Annotated in this window: 15 protein-coding genes; 11 read left to right on the top strand and 4 right to left on the bottom strand. The window is 68.7% G+C overall.

Going from position 1 to position 18,586, the window contains the following annotated elements; genetic code table 11:
- Nucleotides 1-28 precede the first annotated feature (28 nt).
- The 7 genes from nemA to rlmH all read left to right on the top strand — a co-directional run bounded on the left by nemA (nt 29) and on the right by rlmH (nt 6,973).
- On the top strand, nt 29-1,126 hold the full coding sequence (gene nemA / locus IEV56_RS01555) for an N-ethylmaleimide reductase (protein WP_188447026.1): 1,098 nt from the start codon (nt 29-31) through the stop codon (nt 1,124-1,126).
- A 112-nt stretch (nt 1,127-1,238) separates the two neighbouring features.
- Nucleotides 1,239-3,908: a leucine--tRNA ligase gene (gene leuS / locus IEV56_RS01550; protein WP_188447024.1), complete on the top strand. Its 2,670-nt coding sequence runs from the start codon at nt 1,239-1,241 to the stop codon at nt 3,906-3,908.
- Nucleotides 3,908-4,402, top strand: a complete 495-nt coding sequence (locus IEV56_RS01545; protein WP_188447022.1) for an LPS-assembly lipoprotein LptE — start codon at nt 3,908-3,910, stop codon at nt 4,400-4,402. Before leuS ends, IEV56_RS01545 begins: the two co-directional genes overlap by 1 nt.
- The gene (holA, locus tag IEV56_RS01540; protein ID WP_188447020.1) at nt 4,399-5,436 is read left to right on the top strand and encodes a DNA polymerase III subunit delta; all 1,038 of its coding nucleotides are present in this window, start codon (nt 4,399-4,401) and stop codon (nt 5,434-5,436) included. The genes IEV56_RS01545 and holA overlap by 4 nt, the downstream gene beginning before the upstream one ends.
- Entirely contained in the window at nt 5,391-6,071 is a 681-nt protein-coding gene (nadD, locus tag IEV56_RS01535) for a nicotinate-nucleotide adenylyltransferase (RefSeq protein WP_188447018.1), read from the top strand. The genes holA and nadD overlap by 46 nt, the downstream gene beginning before the upstream one ends.
- The gene (rsfS, locus tag IEV56_RS01530) at nt 6,071-6,499 is read left to right on the top strand and encodes a ribosome silencing factor (RefSeq protein ID WP_188447016.1); all 429 of its coding nucleotides are present in this window, start codon (nt 6,071-6,073) and stop codon (nt 6,497-6,499) included. Before nadD ends, rsfS begins: the two co-directional genes overlap by 1 nt.
- A gap of 3 nt (nt 6,500-6,502) precedes the next feature.
- Nucleotides 6,503-6,973, top strand: coding sequence for a 23S rRNA (pseudouridine(1915)-N(3))-methyltransferase RlmH (gene rlmH / locus IEV56_RS01525; protein ID WP_188447014.1), 471 nt, complete (start codon nt 6,503-6,505; stop codon nt 6,971-6,973).
- Between the two features lie 57 nt (nt 6,974-7,030).
- Here the strand turns inward: rlmH and katG are convergent, their stop codons facing one another.
- The 3 genes from katG to IEV56_RS01510 all read right to left on the bottom strand — a co-directional run bounded on the left by katG (nt 7,031) and on the right by IEV56_RS01510 (nt 11,227).
- The gene (gene katG, locus IEV56_RS01520; RefSeq protein ID WP_188447012.1) at nt 7,031-9,193 is read right to left on the bottom strand and encodes a catalase/peroxidase HPI; all 2,163 of its coding nucleotides are present in this window, start codon (nt 9,191-9,193) and stop codon (nt 7,031-7,033) included.
- Nucleotides 9,194-9,301: 108 nt separating this feature from the next.
- Complete coding sequence (locus tag IEV56_RS01515; RefSeq protein ID WP_188447010.1) at nt 9,302-9,595, bottom strand: hypothetical protein; 294 nt, start codon at nt 9,593-9,595, stop codon at nt 9,302-9,304.
- Between the two features lie 3 nt (nt 9,596-9,598).
- Nucleotides 9,599-11,227 carry an alkaline phosphatase family protein gene (locus tag IEV56_RS01510; protein WP_188447008.1) on the bottom strand — a complete coding sequence of 543 codons (1,629 nt, stop codon included), beginning with the start codon at nt 11,225-11,227 and terminating at the stop codon, nt 9,599-9,601.
- A gap of 87 nt (nt 11,228-11,314) precedes the next feature.
- Here IEV56_RS01510 and IEV56_RS01505 point away from each other — a divergent pair, with 87 nt between their 5' ends.
- Genes IEV56_RS01505 through IEV56_RS01490 form a run of 4 tightly spaced genes read left to right on the top strand, consistent with a single transcriptional unit; the run spans nt 11,315 to nt 17,881 of the window.
- Complete coding sequence (locus IEV56_RS01505) at nt 11,315-11,896, top strand: Maf family protein (protein WP_188447006.1); 582 nt, start codon at nt 11,315-11,317, stop codon at nt 11,894-11,896.
- Between the two features lie 7 nt (nt 11,897-11,903).
- Entirely contained in the window at nt 11,904-13,373 is a 1,470-nt protein-coding gene (rng, locus tag IEV56_RS01500) for a ribonuclease G (RefSeq protein WP_188447962.1), read from the top strand.
- Between the two features lie 3 nt (nt 13,374-13,376).
- Nucleotides 13,377-17,147 carry a YhdP family protein gene (locus tag IEV56_RS01495; protein ID WP_188447004.1) on the top strand — a complete coding sequence of 1,257 codons (3,771 nt, stop codon included), beginning with the start codon at nt 13,377-13,379 and terminating at the stop codon, nt 17,145-17,147.
- Nucleotides 17,144-17,881, top strand: a complete 738-nt coding sequence (locus tag IEV56_RS01490; RefSeq protein WP_188447002.1) for an N-acetylmuramoyl-L-alanine amidase — start codon at nt 17,144-17,146, stop codon at nt 17,879-17,881. Before IEV56_RS01495 ends, IEV56_RS01490 begins: the two co-directional genes overlap by 4 nt.
- A 14-nt stretch (nt 17,882-17,895) precedes the next feature.
- On the opposite strand, the gene upp is transcribed toward IEV56_RS01490, so the two are convergent.
- Entirely contained in the window at nt 17,896-18,549 is a 654-nt protein-coding gene (upp, locus tag IEV56_RS01485; RefSeq protein ID WP_188447000.1) for a uracil phosphoribosyltransferase, read from the bottom strand.
- Nucleotides 18,550-18,586: the final 37 nt, after the last annotated feature.

The following is an 18,586-nucleotide window of genomic DNA, read 5'->3' as shown; positions in this document are numbered from 1 at the left end:
AGCATGACGGATCGACTCCGGAGTTCTTATGCGCAAAACACTGTTTCAGCCCATTACCCTGGGCGCCCTGCAACTGCCCAACCGCGTGTTCATGGCGCCGCTGACCCGCATGCGCGCCAGCCAGCCCGGCGATATGCCGAACGCGCTGATGTGCGAGTATTACCGCCAACGCGCCGGCGCCGGCCTGATCATCAGCGAGGGCGCGCAGGTCTCTCCGGAGGGCAAGGGCTACATGGACACGCCCGGCATCTATAGCGCGGAACAGGCCGCGGCCTGGCGCGAGATCACCGACGCGGTGCACGCCGAAGGCGGCCACATGGCCGTGCAGCTCTGGCATGTGGGACGCGTATCGCATGCCAGTCTGCAGCCGGGCGGCCAGCCGCCAGTGTCGGCCTCCGACCGGCCGTACGAGAACCGCACCACCATCCGCGACGGGCAGGGCAAGCCGGTGCGGGTGCCGTGCAGCACGCCGCGGGCCCTGCGCACCGACGAGCTGCCGCGGGTGGTGGAGGATTTCCGTCAGGCCACGCGCCTGGCCCGCGCCGCCGGTTTCGACATGGCCGAAATCCACGGCGCGCACGGCTATCTGCTGGCCCAGTTCCTGTCGGCCGAGAGCAATTTCCGCGACGACGCCTACGGCGGCAGCCTGCAGAACCGCGCACGCCTGTGCCTGGAGGTGCTGGACGCGGTGATCGACGAGTGGGACGCCGGGCATGTGGGCATCCGCATTTCGCCGCTGGGCGTGTTCAACGGCTTGGACGACAGCGCCGGCCTGGAGATGGCGCTGTATCTGGCCGGCGAGTTCGCCCAGCGCGGCATCGCCTATCTGCATCTGTCGGAACCCGACTGGGCCGGCGGTCCGGCGTTGGACATGGACTTCCGTCGGCAGGTGCGCGCCGCGTTCCCCGGCACCTTGGTGGCGGCCGGCAACTACACGCCGGAAAAGGCGCAGGCGCTGCTGGACGAAGGCTTGATCGACGCCGTGGCGTTCGGCCGGACTTTCATCGCCAATCCCGATTTGCCGAAGCGGCTGGCGGGCGGGCATGCGCTCAACCGCGGCCGCCCGGAGCTGTATTACGGCGGCGGCGTGGAGGGCTATACCGATTACCCGGCATTGGCCGATTGAGGCCTGGTTAAATCCGGGGACGGAGGTACCTCCGTCCCTGCGGCTGAATTGCTGTCTAAACCCAGGCGCATGCGGTACCCTATAAGGAATTTCCCTTTGGTTCCGCCCGCCCATGTCCGCCCCCGTCGATAACGCCGAATACCAACCGCAACTCATTGAAAAACAAGCCCAGGGCTTCTGGGATGCCCAGCGGGCGTACGAGGTCAACGAGCAGTCGGCGCAGCCCAAGTATTACTGTCTGTCCATGCTGCCATACCCCTCGGGCGCGCTGCACATGGGCCATGTGCGCAATTACACCATCGGCGACGTGATCTCCCGCTTCAAGCGCATGCAGGGCTTCAATGTGCTGCAGCCGATGGGTTGGGACGCCTTCGGCCTGCCGGCCGAAAACGCCGCCATCAAGAACAAGACCGCGCCGGCCAAGTGGACCTACGCCAACATCGCGCACATGCGCAGCCAGCTGAAGAGCCTGGGCTACGCCATCGACTGGTCGCGCGAGCTGGCCACCTGCACGCCCGAGTACTACCGCTGGGAACAGCTGATGTTCACCCGCTTGTACAAGCAGGGCATCGTCTACCGCAAGAACTCGGTGGTGAACTGGGATCCGGTCGACCAGACCGTGCTGGCCAACGAACAGGTGGTGGACGGCCGCGGCTGGCGCTCCGGCGCGCTGGTGGAGAAACGCGAGATCCCGCAGTGGTTCCTGAAGATCACCGATTACGCGCAGGAGCTGCTGGACGGACTGGACGACCTGGCCGGCTGGCCGGATGCGGTCAAGACCATGCAGCGTAACTGGATCGGCCGCAGCGAAGGCCTGGAGATTCGCTTCGGCGTCGACGGCCACGAGGACCTGACCGTATTCACCACCCGTCCGGACACCCTGATGGGAGTGACCTACGTGGCGGTGGCGGCCGAGCACCCGCTGGCGCTGAAGGCCGCCGAGTCCAATCCCGATTTGGCCGCGTTCATCGCTTCCTGCAAGCAGGGCGGCGTGTCGGAAGCCGAGCTGGAGACGCAGGAGAAGAAAGGCGCGGCCACCGGCCTGTACGCCATCCATCCGATCTCCGGCGCCAAGCTGCCGGTGTGGGTCGCCAACTTCGTGCTGATGGGCTACGGCACCGGCGCGGTGATGGCGGTGCCCGGCCACGACGAACGCGACCACGAATTCGCCCGCAAGTACGGCCTGCCGATCACCCAAGTGGTGGCGCATCCGGCCTGGATCGACGGCGTCAACGCCGGCCGCAGCGCCGAGGACCTGCAGGCGTTCGCCTACGATCCGGCCGAGTGGAAGAGCTGGTATTCCAGCAAGGACAACGGCGAGGTCTACATCGTCAACTCCGACCCGATTCCCGAGGGTTCGACCTACAGCCAGGCGTTCCAGCATGTGCGCGAGCTGCTCGAAGCCAAGGGCGCCGGCGCGCTGAAGGTCAACTTCCGCCTGCGCGACTGGGGCGTGAGCCGCCAACGCTACTGGGGCTGCCCGATTCCGATGGTGTACTGCGCCGGTTGCGGCGCGGTACCGGTGCCGGAAGACCAGCTGCCGGTGCGGCTGCCGGAAGACGTCGAATTCGCCGGCACCGGTTCGCCGATCAAGACCGATCCGGACTGGCGCAAGACCGTCTGCCCGCAGTGCGGCGGTGCCGCCGAGCGCGAGACCGACACCTTCGACACCTTCATGGAATCCAGCTGGTACTACGCGCGCTACACCTCGCCCGGCGCGCAGGACCTGGTGGACGGCCGCGCCGACTACTGGCTGCCGGTCGACCAGTACATCGGCGGCATCGAGCACGCCATCATGCATCTGATGTACTTCCGTTTCTACCACAAGCTGATGCGCGACGCCGGCCTGGTCAGCAGCGACGAACCGGCCACGCACCTGCTGTGCCAGGGCATGGTCATCGCCGACACCTTCTACCGCCTGGAAGCCGACGGCTCCAAGACCTGGTACAACCCGGCCGAGGTCGCCATCGAGACCGACGAGCGCGGTAAGATCACCGGCGCCACGCTGTTGGCCGACGGCCGGCCGGTGCTGATCGGCGGTACCGAGAAGATGTCGAAGTCGAAGAACAACGGCGTCGATCCGCAGGCGATGGTCGACCGCTTCGGCGCCGACACCGTGCGCCTGTTCTCGATGTTCGCGGCGCCGCCCGAGCAGAGCCTGGATTGGAGCGAGTCGGGCGTGGAGGGCATGGCGCGTTTCCTGCGCCGGCTGTGGGCGCAGGTCAACCGGCACGTCGAAGCCGGTCCGGTGCCGGGCCTGCACGTGGCCGCGCTCGGCGCCGAGGCCAAGGCCTTGCGTCGCCAGCTGCACGAGACCATCGCCAAGGTCGGCGACGATTACGGCCGCCGGCTGACCTTCAACACCGCCATCGCGGCGGTGATGGAACTGCTGAACGCGGCGTCGAAATTCCAGCCGGCCGACGGTAACGACCGCGCCCTGCTGCAGGAGCTGTTCGAGGCCGTGACCCTGCTGCTGAATCCGATCACCCCGCACATGGCGCACGCCCTGTGGCAGCGGCTGGGCAACCCGGAGACGGTGCTGGAGACCGTGGCCTTCCCGAGCGCCGACCCGGCCGCGCTGGTGCGCGACAGCGTGGCGCTGGCGGTGCAGGTCAACGGCAAGCTGCGTGCGACCATCGAGGTCGCGGTCAACGCGGCCAAGGACCAGATCGAGGCGCTGGCGCTGGCCGAACCGAACGTGCGGAAGTTCATGGAGGGCCTGAGCGTGAAGAAAGTGATCGTGGTGCCCGGCAAGATCGTCAACATCGTGGCGGCGCCCTGATGCGCGCCCTGGCTCCCGCACTCTGCCTGCTGCTCGCCGCCTGCGGCTTCAAGCCCAGCAACGTGGTCGAGTTCCAGGCCGCTTCGGCGCCGTTCACGGTCAAGGCCAAGGATCCGTACAGCCCGCTGGCCGACAACATCGAACGCGCGCTCAGCGCCTCCGGCGTGGAACTGGCCAAATCCGGGCAGACCGGCTACACCATCACCATCGAGCGCGAGGACGCGGTGCTGCAGCCGCTGTCGCTGGACAGCTTCGCGCAGGTGCGCGAATACGTGTCGCGCTACCGGGTCGAATATTCGCTGACCGACCCGCAGGGCAAGACCCTGATCGACAAGCAGGCGGTCGAGCTGCGCCGCGAGTTCACCTACGACGTCAACCTGTCGGCCGGTAGCCCGGCCGAACAGGAACTGCTCAAGCGCGAGATGCAGGCCGAGATGATCCAGGCCATCCTGCGCCGAACCAACCTCGTGTTGCAGCAGAACCCGGTGCGATGAGCGTATCGGCCGACGCCTTCCTGGGCGGCCTGGAACGCGCCGCCGTCAAGCCGGTGTACCTGATCGCCGGCGCCGAACCGTTGCTGGTGCAGGAATGCGCCGACGCCCTGCGCGCCAAGCTGCGCGCCGCCGGCTTCAGCGAGCGCACCGTGCTCGACAGCGACGAGAGCGGCTTCGACTGGAACGACCTGCACCAGCAGGGCGCCAGCATGAGCCTGTTCGCCAGCCAACGACTGCTGGAACTGCGGCTGCCGACCGGCAAGCCGGGCAAGGACGGCGCGCAGGCGATCCTGGAATACTGCCAGTCGCCGCCGCCGGATACCGTGCTGCTGATCACCAGCCAGGAATGGAGCAACAAGCACGGCGGCAAATGGTCCGAGGCGCTGGAAAAGGTAGGCCAGCTGGTGATCGCCTGGCCGGTGAAACCGCATGAGATGACCGCCTGGGTCGGCCAGCGCCTGGCCGCCAAAGGCATCCAGGCCGCGCCCGACGCGCTGCAGCTGCTGGTGTCGCGGGTCGAGGGCAATCTGCTGGCCGCCAACCAGGAAATCAACAAGCTCGCCATGCAGGGCGTGCAGGGCCGCATCGGCGCCGAGCAGATGCAGCAATGGGTGGCCGACAGCAGCCGCTTCGACGTGTTCAAGCTGATCGACGCCTGTTACGACCGCGACTTCCCGCGCGCCGCGCGCATCCTGCGTGGGCTGAAGGCCGAAGGCGAACAGGTGCCGGCGCTGGTGCCGATGGTCGGCAAAGAGCTGATGACGCTGGCGCATTACGCGCGCATCCAGGAAAACAGCCGCCGCGCGCAGGCGCAGATGCAGGCCGACCGCGTCTGGCAGAGCAAGCAGGCGCAGATGCTGCGCTGCATCGACGGCGCCTCCAGCCGCCATTTCGAGGCCTTGGCCGGCCAGCTCGGCCGGGTCGATTTGATGTCCAAGGGCCGGCTGGAGGGCGATGCCTGGACCGCGCTGGAGCGGGTGCTGGCGCAATGGGCCGACGCCAAAGCCAAAGGCCGCGTGTCGGTGTGCGCCTGACGCTGGTCTACGGCGGCACTTTCGATCCGCCGCACAACGGCCATCTGGCCGTGGCCGCCGCCGCCGCCACCGCGTTCGGTGTGCCGGTCGCTTTCCTGCCCAGCGCCGATCCGCCGCACCGCGCGCCGACCGAAGCCGCGGCCGAACAGCGCGCGGACATGGTCGAGGCCGCCATCGCCGGCGACATCCGTTTCGCCTGCGACCGCCGTGAACTGCGCCGCGGCGGTCCGTCCTACAGCCTGCTGACGCTACGCGAACTGCGCGCCGAGCTGGGGCCGGAGCGGCCGATCGGTTGGCTGATCGGCGTCGATGCCTTCCTCGGCCTGGACCGTTGGCATGCCTGGCGCGAACTGTTCGAACTGACCCATTTCATCGTGGTCGAACGCCCCGGGCGCCCGCTCGAGGCCATGGGCGCGGAACTGGCGTCCGTCTGCCGGCCGCGTTGGCGGGATACGCCGCAGGCGCTGACGCAGGCGCCGCACGGCCTGCTGTACCGGCTACCGATGCCCCTGCGGCCGGAGTCGGCCACCGGCATCCGCGACGGTCTGCGCGCCGGACACGACATGAACGCGCAGTTACCCGCGCCGGTGGCGGCCTACATCCGCCGCCATGGCCTGTACCCATCGGGGGTATAATGGCCGCCGAGCCAACCGAGGACAGCCGCTTGACCCAAGCCCACATCATCAAGACCCAATTGCCGAATCCGCTGCCCAAGCCGGAGGACCTGCTGAAGCAGGTGCATCTCGCATTGGAGGAAATGAAAGCCAAGGATGCGGTGGAAATCGACGTGCGCGGCAAGACCAGCATCGCCGACTTCCTGGTGGTCGCCTCGGGCACCTCCACCCGCCACGTCAAATCGGTGGCCGACGAAGTGGTGAAGTTCGCCAAGAAATGCGGCGTGATGCCGCTGGGCGTGGAAGGCGAGCGCGAAGCCGAATGGGTGCTGGTCGACCTCGGCGACGTCATCGTGCACGTCATGCTGCCGCGTATCCGCGAGTACTACGCCATCGAGCGCCTGTGGACCGTCGGCGACCAGCCGCCCGAGGGCGAATCGGCCGACTGAGCCGTGAAAGCGCGCCTGATCGCCGTCGGTGAACGGGCGCCGTCCTGGGTCGCCGAGGGCTTCACCGAATACCAGAAACGCCTGTCGCACTGGCTGCCGTTCGAGCTGGTCGAAGTCGCGCCCGGCGTGCGCGGCAAGAACCGCGACGCCGCCCGCGCGCAGGCCGACGAAGGCCAGCGCGTGCTCGCAGCCTTGCCGAAGAACGCCTACGTGGTGCTGCTCGACGGCCGCGGCCGCAACCATTCCTCGGAAGCCTTGGCGCAGCGCCTGGAAGTCTGGCGGCAGCAGGGCAGGGACCTGGCGTTTTTGATCGGCGGCCCGGAAGGTCATAGCCCGGAGGTCGCCGCCAAAGCCGATGAAAGCTGGTCGATCGGCGCCCTGACGCTACCGCATATGCTGGTCAGGCTGATCGTGGCCGAGCAGCTGTACCGCGCCGCCAGCCTGTTGGCCAACCATCCTTACCATCGGGCGTAAGGCAAAAAAACGGGCCGTCTAAACGGCCCGTTTTTTTCTTGCGGTGGATCCGAACGCTTACGCCAGGTCGAAACGGTCGGCGTTCATCACCTTGGTCCAGGCGGCGACGAAGTCCTTCACGAACTTCTCTTTGTTATCGTCCTGGGCATACACCTCGGCGTAGGCGCGCAGGATCGAGTTGGAGCCGAACACCAGGTCGACGCGGGTCGCGGTCCACTTGGTGGCGCCGGTCCTGCGATCGACGATGGCATAGCTGTTGCGGCCGGTCGGTTCCCAGCGGTACGACATGTCGGTCAGGTTGACGAAGAAGTCGTTGCTGAGCGTGCCGACGCGGTCGGTGAACACGCCATGCGCGCTGCCGCCGTGGTTGGCGCCGAGCACGCGCAGGCCGCCGACCAGCACGGTCATTTCGCTGGCGGTCAAGTCCATCAGCTGGGCGCGGTCGAGCAGCATCTCCTCCGGCTGCACGGTGTAGTGCTGCTTCTGCCAGTTGCGGAAGCCGTCGTGCAGCGGTTCCAGCACTTCGAAGGATTCGACGTCGGTCTGCGCCTGGCTGGCGTCGCCGCGGCCCGGCGCGAACGGCACCTGCACCGGGAAGCCGGCGGCCTTGGCCGCCTGCTCGACGCCGACGTTGCCGGCCAGCACGATCACGTCGGCCACGCTGGCGCCGGTTTCGGCGGCGATCTTCTCCAGCACGGCCAGCACTTTCGCCAGGCGCGCCGGCTCATTGCCGGCCCAGTCCTTCTGCGGCGCCAGGCGGATGCGCGCGCCGTTGGCGCCGCCGCGCTTGTCGGAGCCGCGGAAGGTGCGGGCACTGTCCCACGCGGTGCTGACCAGCTCGGCCACGGACAGGCCGCTGGCGGCGATCTTGGCCTTGACCGCGGCGACGTCGTAGTCGGTGCGGCCGGCCGGCACCGGATCCTGCCAGATCAGGTCTTCGGTCGGCACGTCCGGGCCGATGTAACGCGCCTTCGGACCCATGTCGCGGTGCGTCAGCTTGAACCAGGCGCGGGCGAACACGTCTTCGAAATAGGCCTGGTCGGCGGCGAAGCGTTCGGAGATCTTGCGGTAGTCCGGATCGACCTTCAGCGCCATGTCGGCGTCGGTCATCATCGGCATGCGGCGGATGGACGGATCTTCCACGTCGGCCGGCATGTCTTCTTCGCGGATGCCCACCGGCTTGTACTGCCAGGCGCCGGCCGGGCTCTTGGTCAGCTCCCACTCGTGCTTGAGCAGCATCTGGAAGTAGCCGTCGTCCCACTTCGTCGGGTTCGTGGTCCAGGCGCCCTCGATGCCGCTGGTCACGCTGTCGCGGCCGACGCCGCGGGTCTTGCGGTTCATCCAGCCGAAGCCTTGTTCTTCCAGGTCGGCGCCTTCCGGCGCGGGGCCCAGATTGCCGGCGTCACCGTTGCCGTGCGCCTTGCCGACGGTATGGCCGCCGGCGGTCAGCGCCACGGTCTCTTCGTCGTTCATCGCCATGCGGGCGAAGGTCACGCGCATGTCGCGCGCGGTCTTCAGCGGATCGGGCTTGCCGTCCACGCCTTCGGGGTTGACGTAGATCAGGCCCATCATCACCGCGGCCAGCGGATTGGCCAGGTCGCGTTCGCCGGAATAGCGGCTGCCTTCGCCGCCGCTCGGCGCCAGCCATTCTTTTTCGGAGCCCCAGTAGATGTCCTTTTCCGGATGCCAGATGTCCTCGCGGCCGAAGGCGAAGCCGAAGGTCTTGAAGCCCATCGACTCATAGGCCATGTTGCCGGCCAGGATCATCAGGTCGGCCCAGCTGATCTTGTTGCCGTACTTCTTCTTGATCGGCCACAGCAGGCGGCGGGCCTTGTCGAGATTGCCGTTGTCCGGCCAGGAGTTCAGCGGCGCGAAGCGCTGCGCGCCGGTGCCGCCGCCGCCGCGGCCGTCGGCGATGCGATAGGTGCCCGCGGCATGCCAGGCCATGCGGATCATCAAGCCGCCGTAGTGGCCCCAGTCGGCCGGCCACCAGTCCTGGCTCTCGGTCATCAGCGCCTTGAGGTCGTTCTTCAGCGCGGTGACGTCCAGCTTCTTCACTTCCTCGCGGTAGTTGAAGCCGGGGCCGAGCGGGTCGGTCTTGCGGTCGTGTTGATGCAGGATGTCGAGGTTCAGGGCCTTCGGCCACCAGTCGACATTGGATTGCGCGCCTTGCTGGGCGCGGGCGCCGGAATGGAACGGGCATTTCGGTTCGGTGGACATGATGCTCTCCTTCGCGTTGTGGACGGTAGACTCATGGTGCGCCGCGGTCGGCTATTTATCCAATGGATTGATTGAATAAAATCCATTGAATGTGGCTATTGGTTTGGTTTATTGGTAACGGCTGCTGCCCGCAGCCAAGGCCACCATACCCGCTTTCAGCCAGAGTATCCAGCCAAGCAGGGCCAGTACGGCCATCTCGTCGTGACGCCACGCCAGATACGTCAGCGCGGCGCTGCCGGCCGCCAAGCCCAGCAGGACGCGTCCGGCGAAGACATGCAAAGCCCGCCGGTCGCGGACGCGGCGGTAATCGACCAGATTGAGGATGGGGTCGTCGCCGGCGAAGCGCACCGCCAGCCCGAACACCAGAAGCAGGACGGTGGCGACGGCCAGACCGACGAACACGGCTTACATCGCTTTCGGCAACCGTGACGGCACGCCGTCCTCGCAATAGCCGGCGCCGCACAGATAGGCGCGCAACACCGGCTGCGGTTGGGTCAGCAGGTGGAAGATGGTGTTCTGTTCCAGCGTGCCGCGCACCGCCTGCGCGCCCGGGCCGCGGGCCCAGATGCCGACGTCGTCGCCGCCGTGGGTTTCCGAGTTGGTCGGCACCAGCGCTTCCTGCATGAAGTTCGGATGCTCGGTGTCGACCTCGGTCAGGTCCGGACGGCCGGTGGCCGGTTCGAAGTAGCCGCCGGGGTTGTGCGGGAAGTTCTTGGTGCCGGCCGGCTGCAGGCTGCTTTCGCCCGCGTAGCCCGGACCGTTGGCGTACACCAGGGTGGTATAGGGTTTGCCCAACAGGTCCTTGACCAGGCTCGGCGGCTCGTCCTCGCCGGCCTTGCCGAACACCTTGCCGAGGATCGGATTGCCGCGCTGCGGATAGCCCACGAAGCTCATGGTATGCGCGTGGTCGGCGGTGACAAGGATCAGGGTGTCATCGGCCGAGGTCAGCTCGTCGGCGGCGCGGATCGCGTCGCTGAAGGCGATGGTGTCGTGCAGGGCGCGGTAGGCGTTGCCGGAGTGGTGCGCGTGGTCGATGCGGCCGCCCTCGACCACCAGCACGAAGCCCTTGTCGCCGCGCTTCAGCACATTGATCGCGGCGCGGGTCATCTCGGCCAGGCTCGGTTCGTCTTCCTTGTCGGCCACGCGGTCGTATTCATAGCTCAGGTGGTCGCCGTTGAACAGGCCGACCAGCTTGCCGGTCTTGCCCAGGTCGAGCGCGGCCAGTTCGCTGCCGGTGCTGACGAACGCGGTCTTCGGCTGGGCCTTGCGCCATTCGGCCATCAGGTTGCGGCCGTCCATGCGCGCGCCGCGGGCGTTGGGGTAGCGCGGATCGGACTTGGCCGCCGGCAGGAACTTGTTCAGGCCGCCGCCCAGCACCACGTCGATGCCGGTGCCGCGGGCATAATCGAGCAGCTGCCGGGCGATGTCCTTGCAGGCGCCGCCGCGCAACGCGCTCGGCAGGTCGGCGTCGCTTTCCCAGTTGCGTTCGGTCACGTGCGCGTAGGTCGCGCCGGGCGTGGCGTGGGTGATGCGGGTGGTGGTGACCACGCCGGTGGCCAAGCCGGCCTGTTTCGCCAGCGTCAATGCGCTGGCCACCGGCTGCGTGCGGCCGCCGTCGCAGTCGCCGCGCTCGGGGATCTGGCCGACGCCGAGGAAGCCCATGCGCGTCTTCACGCCGGTGATCATCGCGGTCATGGTGCCGGCCGAATCGGGCGTCTGGCTGTCGGTGTTGTAGGTCTTGCTGAACGCGGTGTTCGGGAAGCGTTCGAAGCTGAGCAGGTTTTCCTCGCCCGGCTGCTGCCTGAGCTGGCCTTCGCGGATGCGGGCCGCGGCCACGGTGGTCAGGCTCATGCCGTCGCCCACGAACAGGATCACGTTCTTGGCCTTGGCCTGTCCCGAGCCCAGACGGTCGGCGCGCTGCGCGCCCTCGCGGAACCAGCGTTCGGCCGATTCGCCGGTGTCGGCGGCGCTGAGGCCCTGGCTGCCGAGCAAGGCGGCAAAGGCAAGTACAATACGGGAAGAGGTCTTGGTCATGGGGCGTGCGTCCGTCGCGGGCATCGTGCTATGTTCAATCCCACATATTACCGCTTTATGGCAGGCGTCTGCATTAATGGTAGGACAATGATCTATCTGGCCTCGCAATCCCCCCGCCGGCGCGAACTGCTCGAGCAGCTCGGGGTCGCGTTCGACACCGTCGACGCCGAAATCCACGAGCAGCGCCTGCCGCAGGAGTCGCCGGCGGATTACGTCAGCCGCGTCGCGCGCGAAAAGGCCGGCGCCGGACTGCTGGCCTTGGCCGCGCGCCCCGACGCCGTGGTGCTCGGCGCCGACACCGACGTGGTGCTCGACGGCGAGGTGCTCGGCAAGCCGAGTGATGCCGCGCACGCCGCCGAACTGCTGGCGCGCCTGTCCGGCCGTACGCATGAGGTGATCAGCGCGGTCTGGCTGCTGTCCGACCGCCGCGAGGAACGCCGGCTGGCGGTCAGCACGGTGCGTTTCGCGCCGCTGTCGGGCGCCGACATCGCGGCCTACGTCGCCACCGGCGAACCGTTCGGCAAGGCCGGCGCCTACGCCGTGCAGGGCCGCGCCGCGGCCTTCATCGAACGCATCGAGGGCAGCTATTCCGGCGTGATGGGCCTGCCGCTGCACGAAACCTGGCAGCTGCTGCGGAACTTCGGCGTGCCGGCGTGGTCGAGGAACTGACATGCCCGTGAACGCCGAACTGCTGATCAACGTCACCCCGCGCGAGACCCGCGTGGCACTGGTCGAGAACGGCCTGCTGCAGGAGCTGCACATCGAACGCAGCTCCCGCCGCGGCGTGCTCGGCAACATCTACAAGGGCCGCGTGCAGCGCGTGATGCCCGGCATGCAGGCCGCCTTCGTCGACATCGGCCTGGAGCGCGCCGCGTTCCTGCACGCCTCCGACATCGTGGCCGCGCGCCCGGCCGACGCCGCCGAGAGCGAACCGCGTCCGCAGCCGCTGATCACCTCGCTGGTGCACGAAGGCCAGGACATCGTGGTGCAGGTCATCAAGGACCCGATCGGCAGCAAGGGCGCGCGCCTGACCACCGAGATCTCGATGCCGTCGCGCTATCTGGTGCTGTTGCCGGATTCGCGCACGGTCGGCGTGTCCAGCCGGATCGACGACGAGGACGAACGCCAGCGCCTGAAGGGCATCGTGCAGGCGCACGCCGAGGCCAAGCGCTGCGGCTACATCATCCGCACCAACGCCGAGGGCGTCGACGCCGCGTTCATCGAGCAGGACATCGCCTACCTCGAGCGCGCCATCGGCGTGCTGCGCCAGAACGCGCAGTCGGCCAAGGCCGGCGACTGCGTGTACGAGGACCTGTCGCTGCCGATGCGCGCGGTGCGCGACATGCTGCGCGTCGAGGTCGCCAGCGTCACCATCGATTCGCGCGAGACCTTCGAGAAGGTCGCGCGCTTCGCGCAGAAGCTGATGCCGGACCTGGCCGGCCGCATCCGCCATTACGGCGGCGAGCGCCCGATCTTCGACATGTACAGCGTCGAGGACGAGATCGGCCGCGCGCTCGACAAGCAGGTGCCGCTGAAGTCCGGCGGCTATCTGGTGTTCGACCAGACCGAGGCGATGACCTCGGTCGACATCAACACCGGCTCCTTCCTGGGCCAGAAGAACCTGGAGGAGACCGCCTACCGCACCAACCTGGAGGCCGCGCAGTCGGTGGCGCGCCAGCTGCGCCTGCGCAACCTGGGCGGCATCATCGTCATCGACTTCATCGACATGCAGGACGAGGAGCACAAGCGCCAGGTGCTGCGCACGCTGGAGAAGGGCTTGGCGGCCGACCATGTGAAGACCACGGTGTACGACTTCTCGCCGCTCGGGCTGGTGGAGATGACCCGCAAGCGCACGGTCGAGAGCCTGCAGCGCCAGCTGTGCGAGCCGTGCGCGGCCTGCGCCGGCCGCGGCTACATCAAGACCGCCGAGACCGTGATCTACGAGATCTTCCGCGAAGTGACCCGCGCCGTGCGCCAGTTCGAGGCCGACAAGGTGATGGTGATGGCCGCACCCAAGGTGGTGGCCAAGATCACCGAGGAGGAATCGGCGGCGGTGGCCGAGCTCGAGGAGTTCATCGGCAAGGACATCCGCTTCCAGCCCGACGAGCAGTACGCGCAGGACCAGTTCGACGTGGTGCTGTCCTGAGCCATGCCGACGCGTTGGCGCCGGACTTTCCGCTACACGCGCCGCACGCTGGGCTATGGCGTCCTGGTGTTGCTGATCCTGGCCGCGGTGCTGGTCAGCGCCGCCAACCTGATGCTGCCGTTCATCGAAGAGAACCCGGCGCGCGTGCAGGCCTGGCTCTCCAAGCAGGTCGGGCAGCCGGTCAGTTTTTCCGGCAGCGAAACGCGCTGGACCCGGCGCGGTCCGCGCATCAGCCTGAGCGGGCTGAAGGTCGGTAGCGGCGAGGCGGCGGTCGAGATCGCCCGCGCCGAACTGTTGGTGGCGGTGTATTCCGGCCTGTTGCCGGACCATCCGCTGACCGAGCTGAAGGCCAAGGACCTGACGCTGCGCCTGGAGCAGCAGCCGGACGACAGCTGGCGCCTGCTGGGCGTGCCGCACGGGGCCGACAGCCGCACCGACGCGCTGGACGTGCTGTCCGGCTTCGGCGAGCTGCAGGTCGAACGTTCCTCGTTGACGGTGCAGGCCAAAGGCCGCGCGCCGGTGCTGTTCCCGCGCGTCGACATGCGCCTGCGCGTGCAGGGCGACCGCCTGCGGCTGGGCCTGCGCGCCGAAGCCAAGCGCGCCGCCGCGCCGCTGCTGCTGGTGGCCGATCTCGACCGGCGCGCGATGTCGGGCCGGGTCTGGCTCGGCGGCGAGCGCCTGCAGCCGGCGCACTGGCTGGCGATGATGCCGGAATGGCGGGTGCCGCCGCTGAGCTCGCGTTCGCGTCTGGATCTGTGGGCCGAGGTCGAGCGCCGGCGGGTGATGCGCGTGCGCGGCCGGTTGCAGACCGAGGACCTGACGCTGGACGGCGCGCCGACGCGCGCCTTCGGACTGGCGCGGGAAACCCTGTACGACCGCATCGAGGCCGATTGGCTCTGGCAGCGCGAGCGTACCGGTTGGCGGCTGCAGGCGCCGGCCATCGTGTTCCGCAAAGGCCGCGCCAGCGAACGTATCGAGAATCTGCGTCTGCGCTCTGACGGACGCCGCTGGCATGCGCGCGTCGACGGCGTCGCGTTGCGGCCGTTGAGCGCGGTGATGCCCTTGGGCAAAGGCCGCCTGCCGCGGCTGGAGGAATGGTCGCGGCGGGTCGGGCTGGACGGCGCGTTGACCGGCATCGATGCCGTCGGCGATACCGGCTCCGGCCAGTGGCGCGCCAGTGGCATCGCGCGCGGCGTCGGCTTCAATCCGATCGGCAAGGCGCCCGGCCTGCGCGGCGTGCATGCGGCGTTCGTGGCCGACGAGCGCGGCGGCAGCCTGCGCTTCCGCCCGGATGCGGTGACGCTGGACTGGCCGATGGCCTTCGGCGCGCCGGTCGACAGCCGCTTCGACGGCTCCCTGGCCTGGTGGCGCAGCGGTCCGGATTGGGTGATCGGCGGCCGCGGCCTGCGTTGGCGCGGCGAGGGCATGGACCTCGATCTGGACGCGCAACTGCAGTTCATGCCCGGCCGCAAGGCGCCGCTGCTGAATCTGGCCGCGCGCCTGGCGCCGTTCGATTTCGCCGTGGCCAAACGCTTTTGGCCGCGGCATGTGATGCCGAAGACCACCATCGCCTGGCTCGACATGGCGCTGGAAAAGGGCAGCGTGCGCGACGGCCAGGTGCTGATCGCCGGCGATCTGGCCGACTGGCCGTTCGCGGCCAAATCCGGCCGTTTCCACGCCACCGCCAGCGTGCATGCCGAACGTTTCAAGTTCAACCGCGAGTGGCCGGCCGCCGAGAACGCGGTGATGCCGGTCGACTTCAACGGCCCGGGTTTCGCCGCCACGGGCCGTGCGATGTTCCTGGGCAATCCGGTCGAGATCCTGCCGAGCGGCATCGCCGCGTTCAAGCAGTCGGAACTGCGCGTCGACGTGCGCACGCGCTCCGATTTCGCGCGTCTGCTGCCGGTGTTGCGCGACACGCCCTTGAAGGACCGCGTCGGTCCGGCCGTGCTCGCCCTGCAAGGCGGCGGGCCGGTCGAGGCCGACGTGCGCATGTTCTTCCCGCTGAAGCAGGGGCCCGCCGGCAACCGCATCGAAGGCGACATCGCGTTCCGCGGCGCCGACGTGCGCGCGCCGGAATGGAAGCTGCGGTTGCAGGACGCGCGCGGCCGCGCCCGCTTCGACAACGGCGGCTTCCGCGCCGAGCAATTGGCCGGGCGCATGCTCGGCCAGCCGGTGCGCTTGGATCTGCGCGTCGGCGACGGCCATGTGCGCGCGGCCGGCAACCGCGTGGAAGCGCTGCTGGCCGGCGAGTTCCCGGCCGAGACGCTGTTGGCCTACGACGCCGCCTTGGCCGATCTGCGGCCGGTGCTGAAGGGCCGCAGCGCCTGGCGCTTCGCGGTCAGCGTGCCGAAGGCGCCGGAAGGCGACGAGGCGCCGGTCTGGCTGGAGGCGCAGTCCAGCTTGGCCGGCACCGCGGTGCTGTTGCCGACGCCTTTGGCCAAGCCGGCCGGCGAGGCCACCGCGTTCTCGCTGCGCACGCGTTTGCCGGTCGAGCAGGGTGTGCTCGAATTCCGCCTCGGCCCCGAGTTCCGGCTGCTGCTGAGAAAGCCGAAGAACCGGCCGATGGCCGGCGTCGCGCTGTTCGGCGCGCAGACCCAGGGCGCGTTGCCGGCGTCCGGCATTTCGGTGCGCGGCAGCGCCGCCGAATTCGACGTGCCGGCTTGGCTGGCCTTGGCGAAAAAGGCGGTCGGCGGCGACGGCCTGCAGGGTTTCGATCTGGCGGTCAGCCGTTTCCGTCTGCTGGGCAACGATTTCGGCGCCGTGCGCCTGCAGAAGCTGCCGGGCGACGGCGTCTTGAACCTGCGCGCCAGCGGCGCGCGCCTGGACGGCAACCTGAGCGTGCCGGACGCCAAAGGCGCGGCCATCGCCGCGCGCTTCGGCAAAGTGCATTTCAACGGCTTCGGCGTGCCCGGCAAACCGGCGACGCCGGATACCGCCCTGGATCTGGGCGATCCGGCGCAGTTGCCGCCGGTCAACGTGGTCATCGACGACCTGCGCTTCGGCGAACTGGCGCTGGGCCGGGCCGAACTGCAGACCGCACCGTCGGCGCAGGGTCTGCAGATCCGCCGCCTGAACACCCGCTCGGCGGCGCTGTCGATCGACGCCGGCGGCCAGTGGCAGCGCATCGGCGGCCGCGACCGCACCGCCTTGCAGGCCGAGGTGAGCAGCCCGGACCTGGGCAAGGTGCTGACCGCGATGCGCTACGCCGGCGTGATCAAACGCGGCAAGAGCCGAGCCGAACTCAATGGCGTTTGGGACGGCGCGCCGGTCGACTTCAGTCTGGCGGCGTTCCGCGGCAGCATGGCGCTCGACATCCGCGACGGCCAGATCCTCGGCGTCGACCCCGGCGGCGGCCGCGTGCTGGGCCTGATCAGCTTGGCCGAATTGCCGCGCCGGCTGACGCTCGACTTCCGCGATTTCTTCAACAAGGGCATGGCGTTCTCCCGCATCACCGGCCGCTTTGATTTCGCCCAGGGCAAGGCCGAGACCCGCAACCTGCTGATCGACGCGCCGGCCGCCGACATCCGCATCAGCGGCAGCACCGATCTGGTCAAGGAGCAGTTCGACCAGCGCGTGCGCGTGGAGCCCAAGGCCGGCGGTCTGCTGCCGGTGATCGGCGCGGTCACCGCCGGCCCGATCGGCGCCGCCGCCGGTGTGGTGGCGCAGGCGGTGTTGGACAAACCGCTGAAGCAGGGCTCGGCCATCGAATACCGCATCCGCGGGCCGTGGGCCGCGCCCGAGGTGCTGAAGGTGGAGGAGGGCACGCCATGATCCGTCGCGTCTGGCCGGTGTTGTTGGCCGCGGCGCTGTCGGCCGCCTGTACGCATGTGCCGCAGAAAAGCGCCTTGGCCGAGTGGTCGCCGTCGCGCAACTTCGATGACCGCCGGCCGCGCCTGATCGTGCTGCACGCCACCGAGATGGACAGCGCCGAAGGCGCGCTGCGCGTGCTGAAGAGCGCCAACAGCGGCGGCCGGGTCAGCGCGCATTACCTGATCGCCGAGGACGGCCGCATCGTGCAGCTGGTGAAGGATTCGCAACGCGCCTGGCATGCCGGCGGCGGCCGCTGGGGCGGCTACAACGACCTCAACTCAGTGTCGCTCGGCATCGAACTGGACAACGACGGCGAAGAGGCGTTCGCGCCGGCGCAGATCGAATCCCTGCTGCGCCTGCTGGCCGATCTGTGCCAGCGCCACGCCATCCCGCGCGAGGCGGTGATCGCGCACGGCGACATGGCGCCGACCCGCAAGCGCGACCCGAGCGCGCGCTTTCCCTGGCAGCGCTTGGCCGAGGCCGGCTTCGGCCTCTGGTACGGCGACGATCTGCCGGAACCGCCGGCCGGTTTCGACGCCGCTTTGGCGCTGCGCGCCTTCGGTTATGACACTCGCGACCTGCCGGCCGCCGTGCGTGCGTTCACCCGCCGTTTCCGCGGCGAGGAACGCGAGGCGTTGGACGATACCGACCGCCGGATTTTGTTCGATCTGTTGAACGGCGGCGCGCGGCCTTAGCCGCCGCCTGCGAATTACCGTTTGTCGCCGAACGCCAGATCGCCGGCGTCGCCCAGGCCGGGAACGATGTAGCTGCGCGCGTCCAGGCGCTCGTCGAGCGCGGCGACCCACAGCCGGCAGTCGGCCGGCAGGTGCTCCCGCAGATGGGCGATGCCTTCCGGCGCGGCGATGACCGCCGCGATGTGCACGGCCGCCGGTTTGCCGCGTTCCATCAAACGCCGGTACGCGGCCACCAGCGATTGCCCGGTGGCCAGCATCGGATCGACCAGCAGCACGGTCTTGCCGTCCAAATCGGCGACGGCCTGGTATTCGACGCGGATCTCGAAGTCCGCGCCGCCGTCCGGGTGGTGGCGGTAGGCCGAGATGAAGCCGTTGTCGGCGGCGTCGAACACGTTCAAAAAGCCGGTGTGCAAGGGCAGGCCGGCGCGCAGGATGGAGCACACCACGATCGGGTCACGCAGGCGCCGCACGGCCTTCACGCCCAGCGGCGTGGTCACTTCGGCGGCGGCGTAGGGCAGGGCCTTGCTGATCTCATACGCCATCACCTCGCCGATGCGCTCGATGTTGCGCCGGAAGCGAAGGCGGTCGCCGTGCACCGCCACGTCGCGGATTTCGGCCAGATACTGGTGCAGCGCGCTGTCGGTGTCGGAAAGGTGGTGGACGTGCATCGGGGCTCCGGGAACGGTTCGCGGTCTGCTGCGATTC

The organism is Arenimonas maotaiensis (assembly GCF_014638745.1).
GTDB lineage: Bacteria > Pseudomonadota > Gammaproteobacteria > Xanthomonadales > Xanthomonadaceae > Arenimonas > Arenimonas maotaiensis.
The sequence above is the reverse complement of the archived record's forward strand: the minus strand, read 5'-3'. Positions and strand labels throughout refer to the sequence as shown.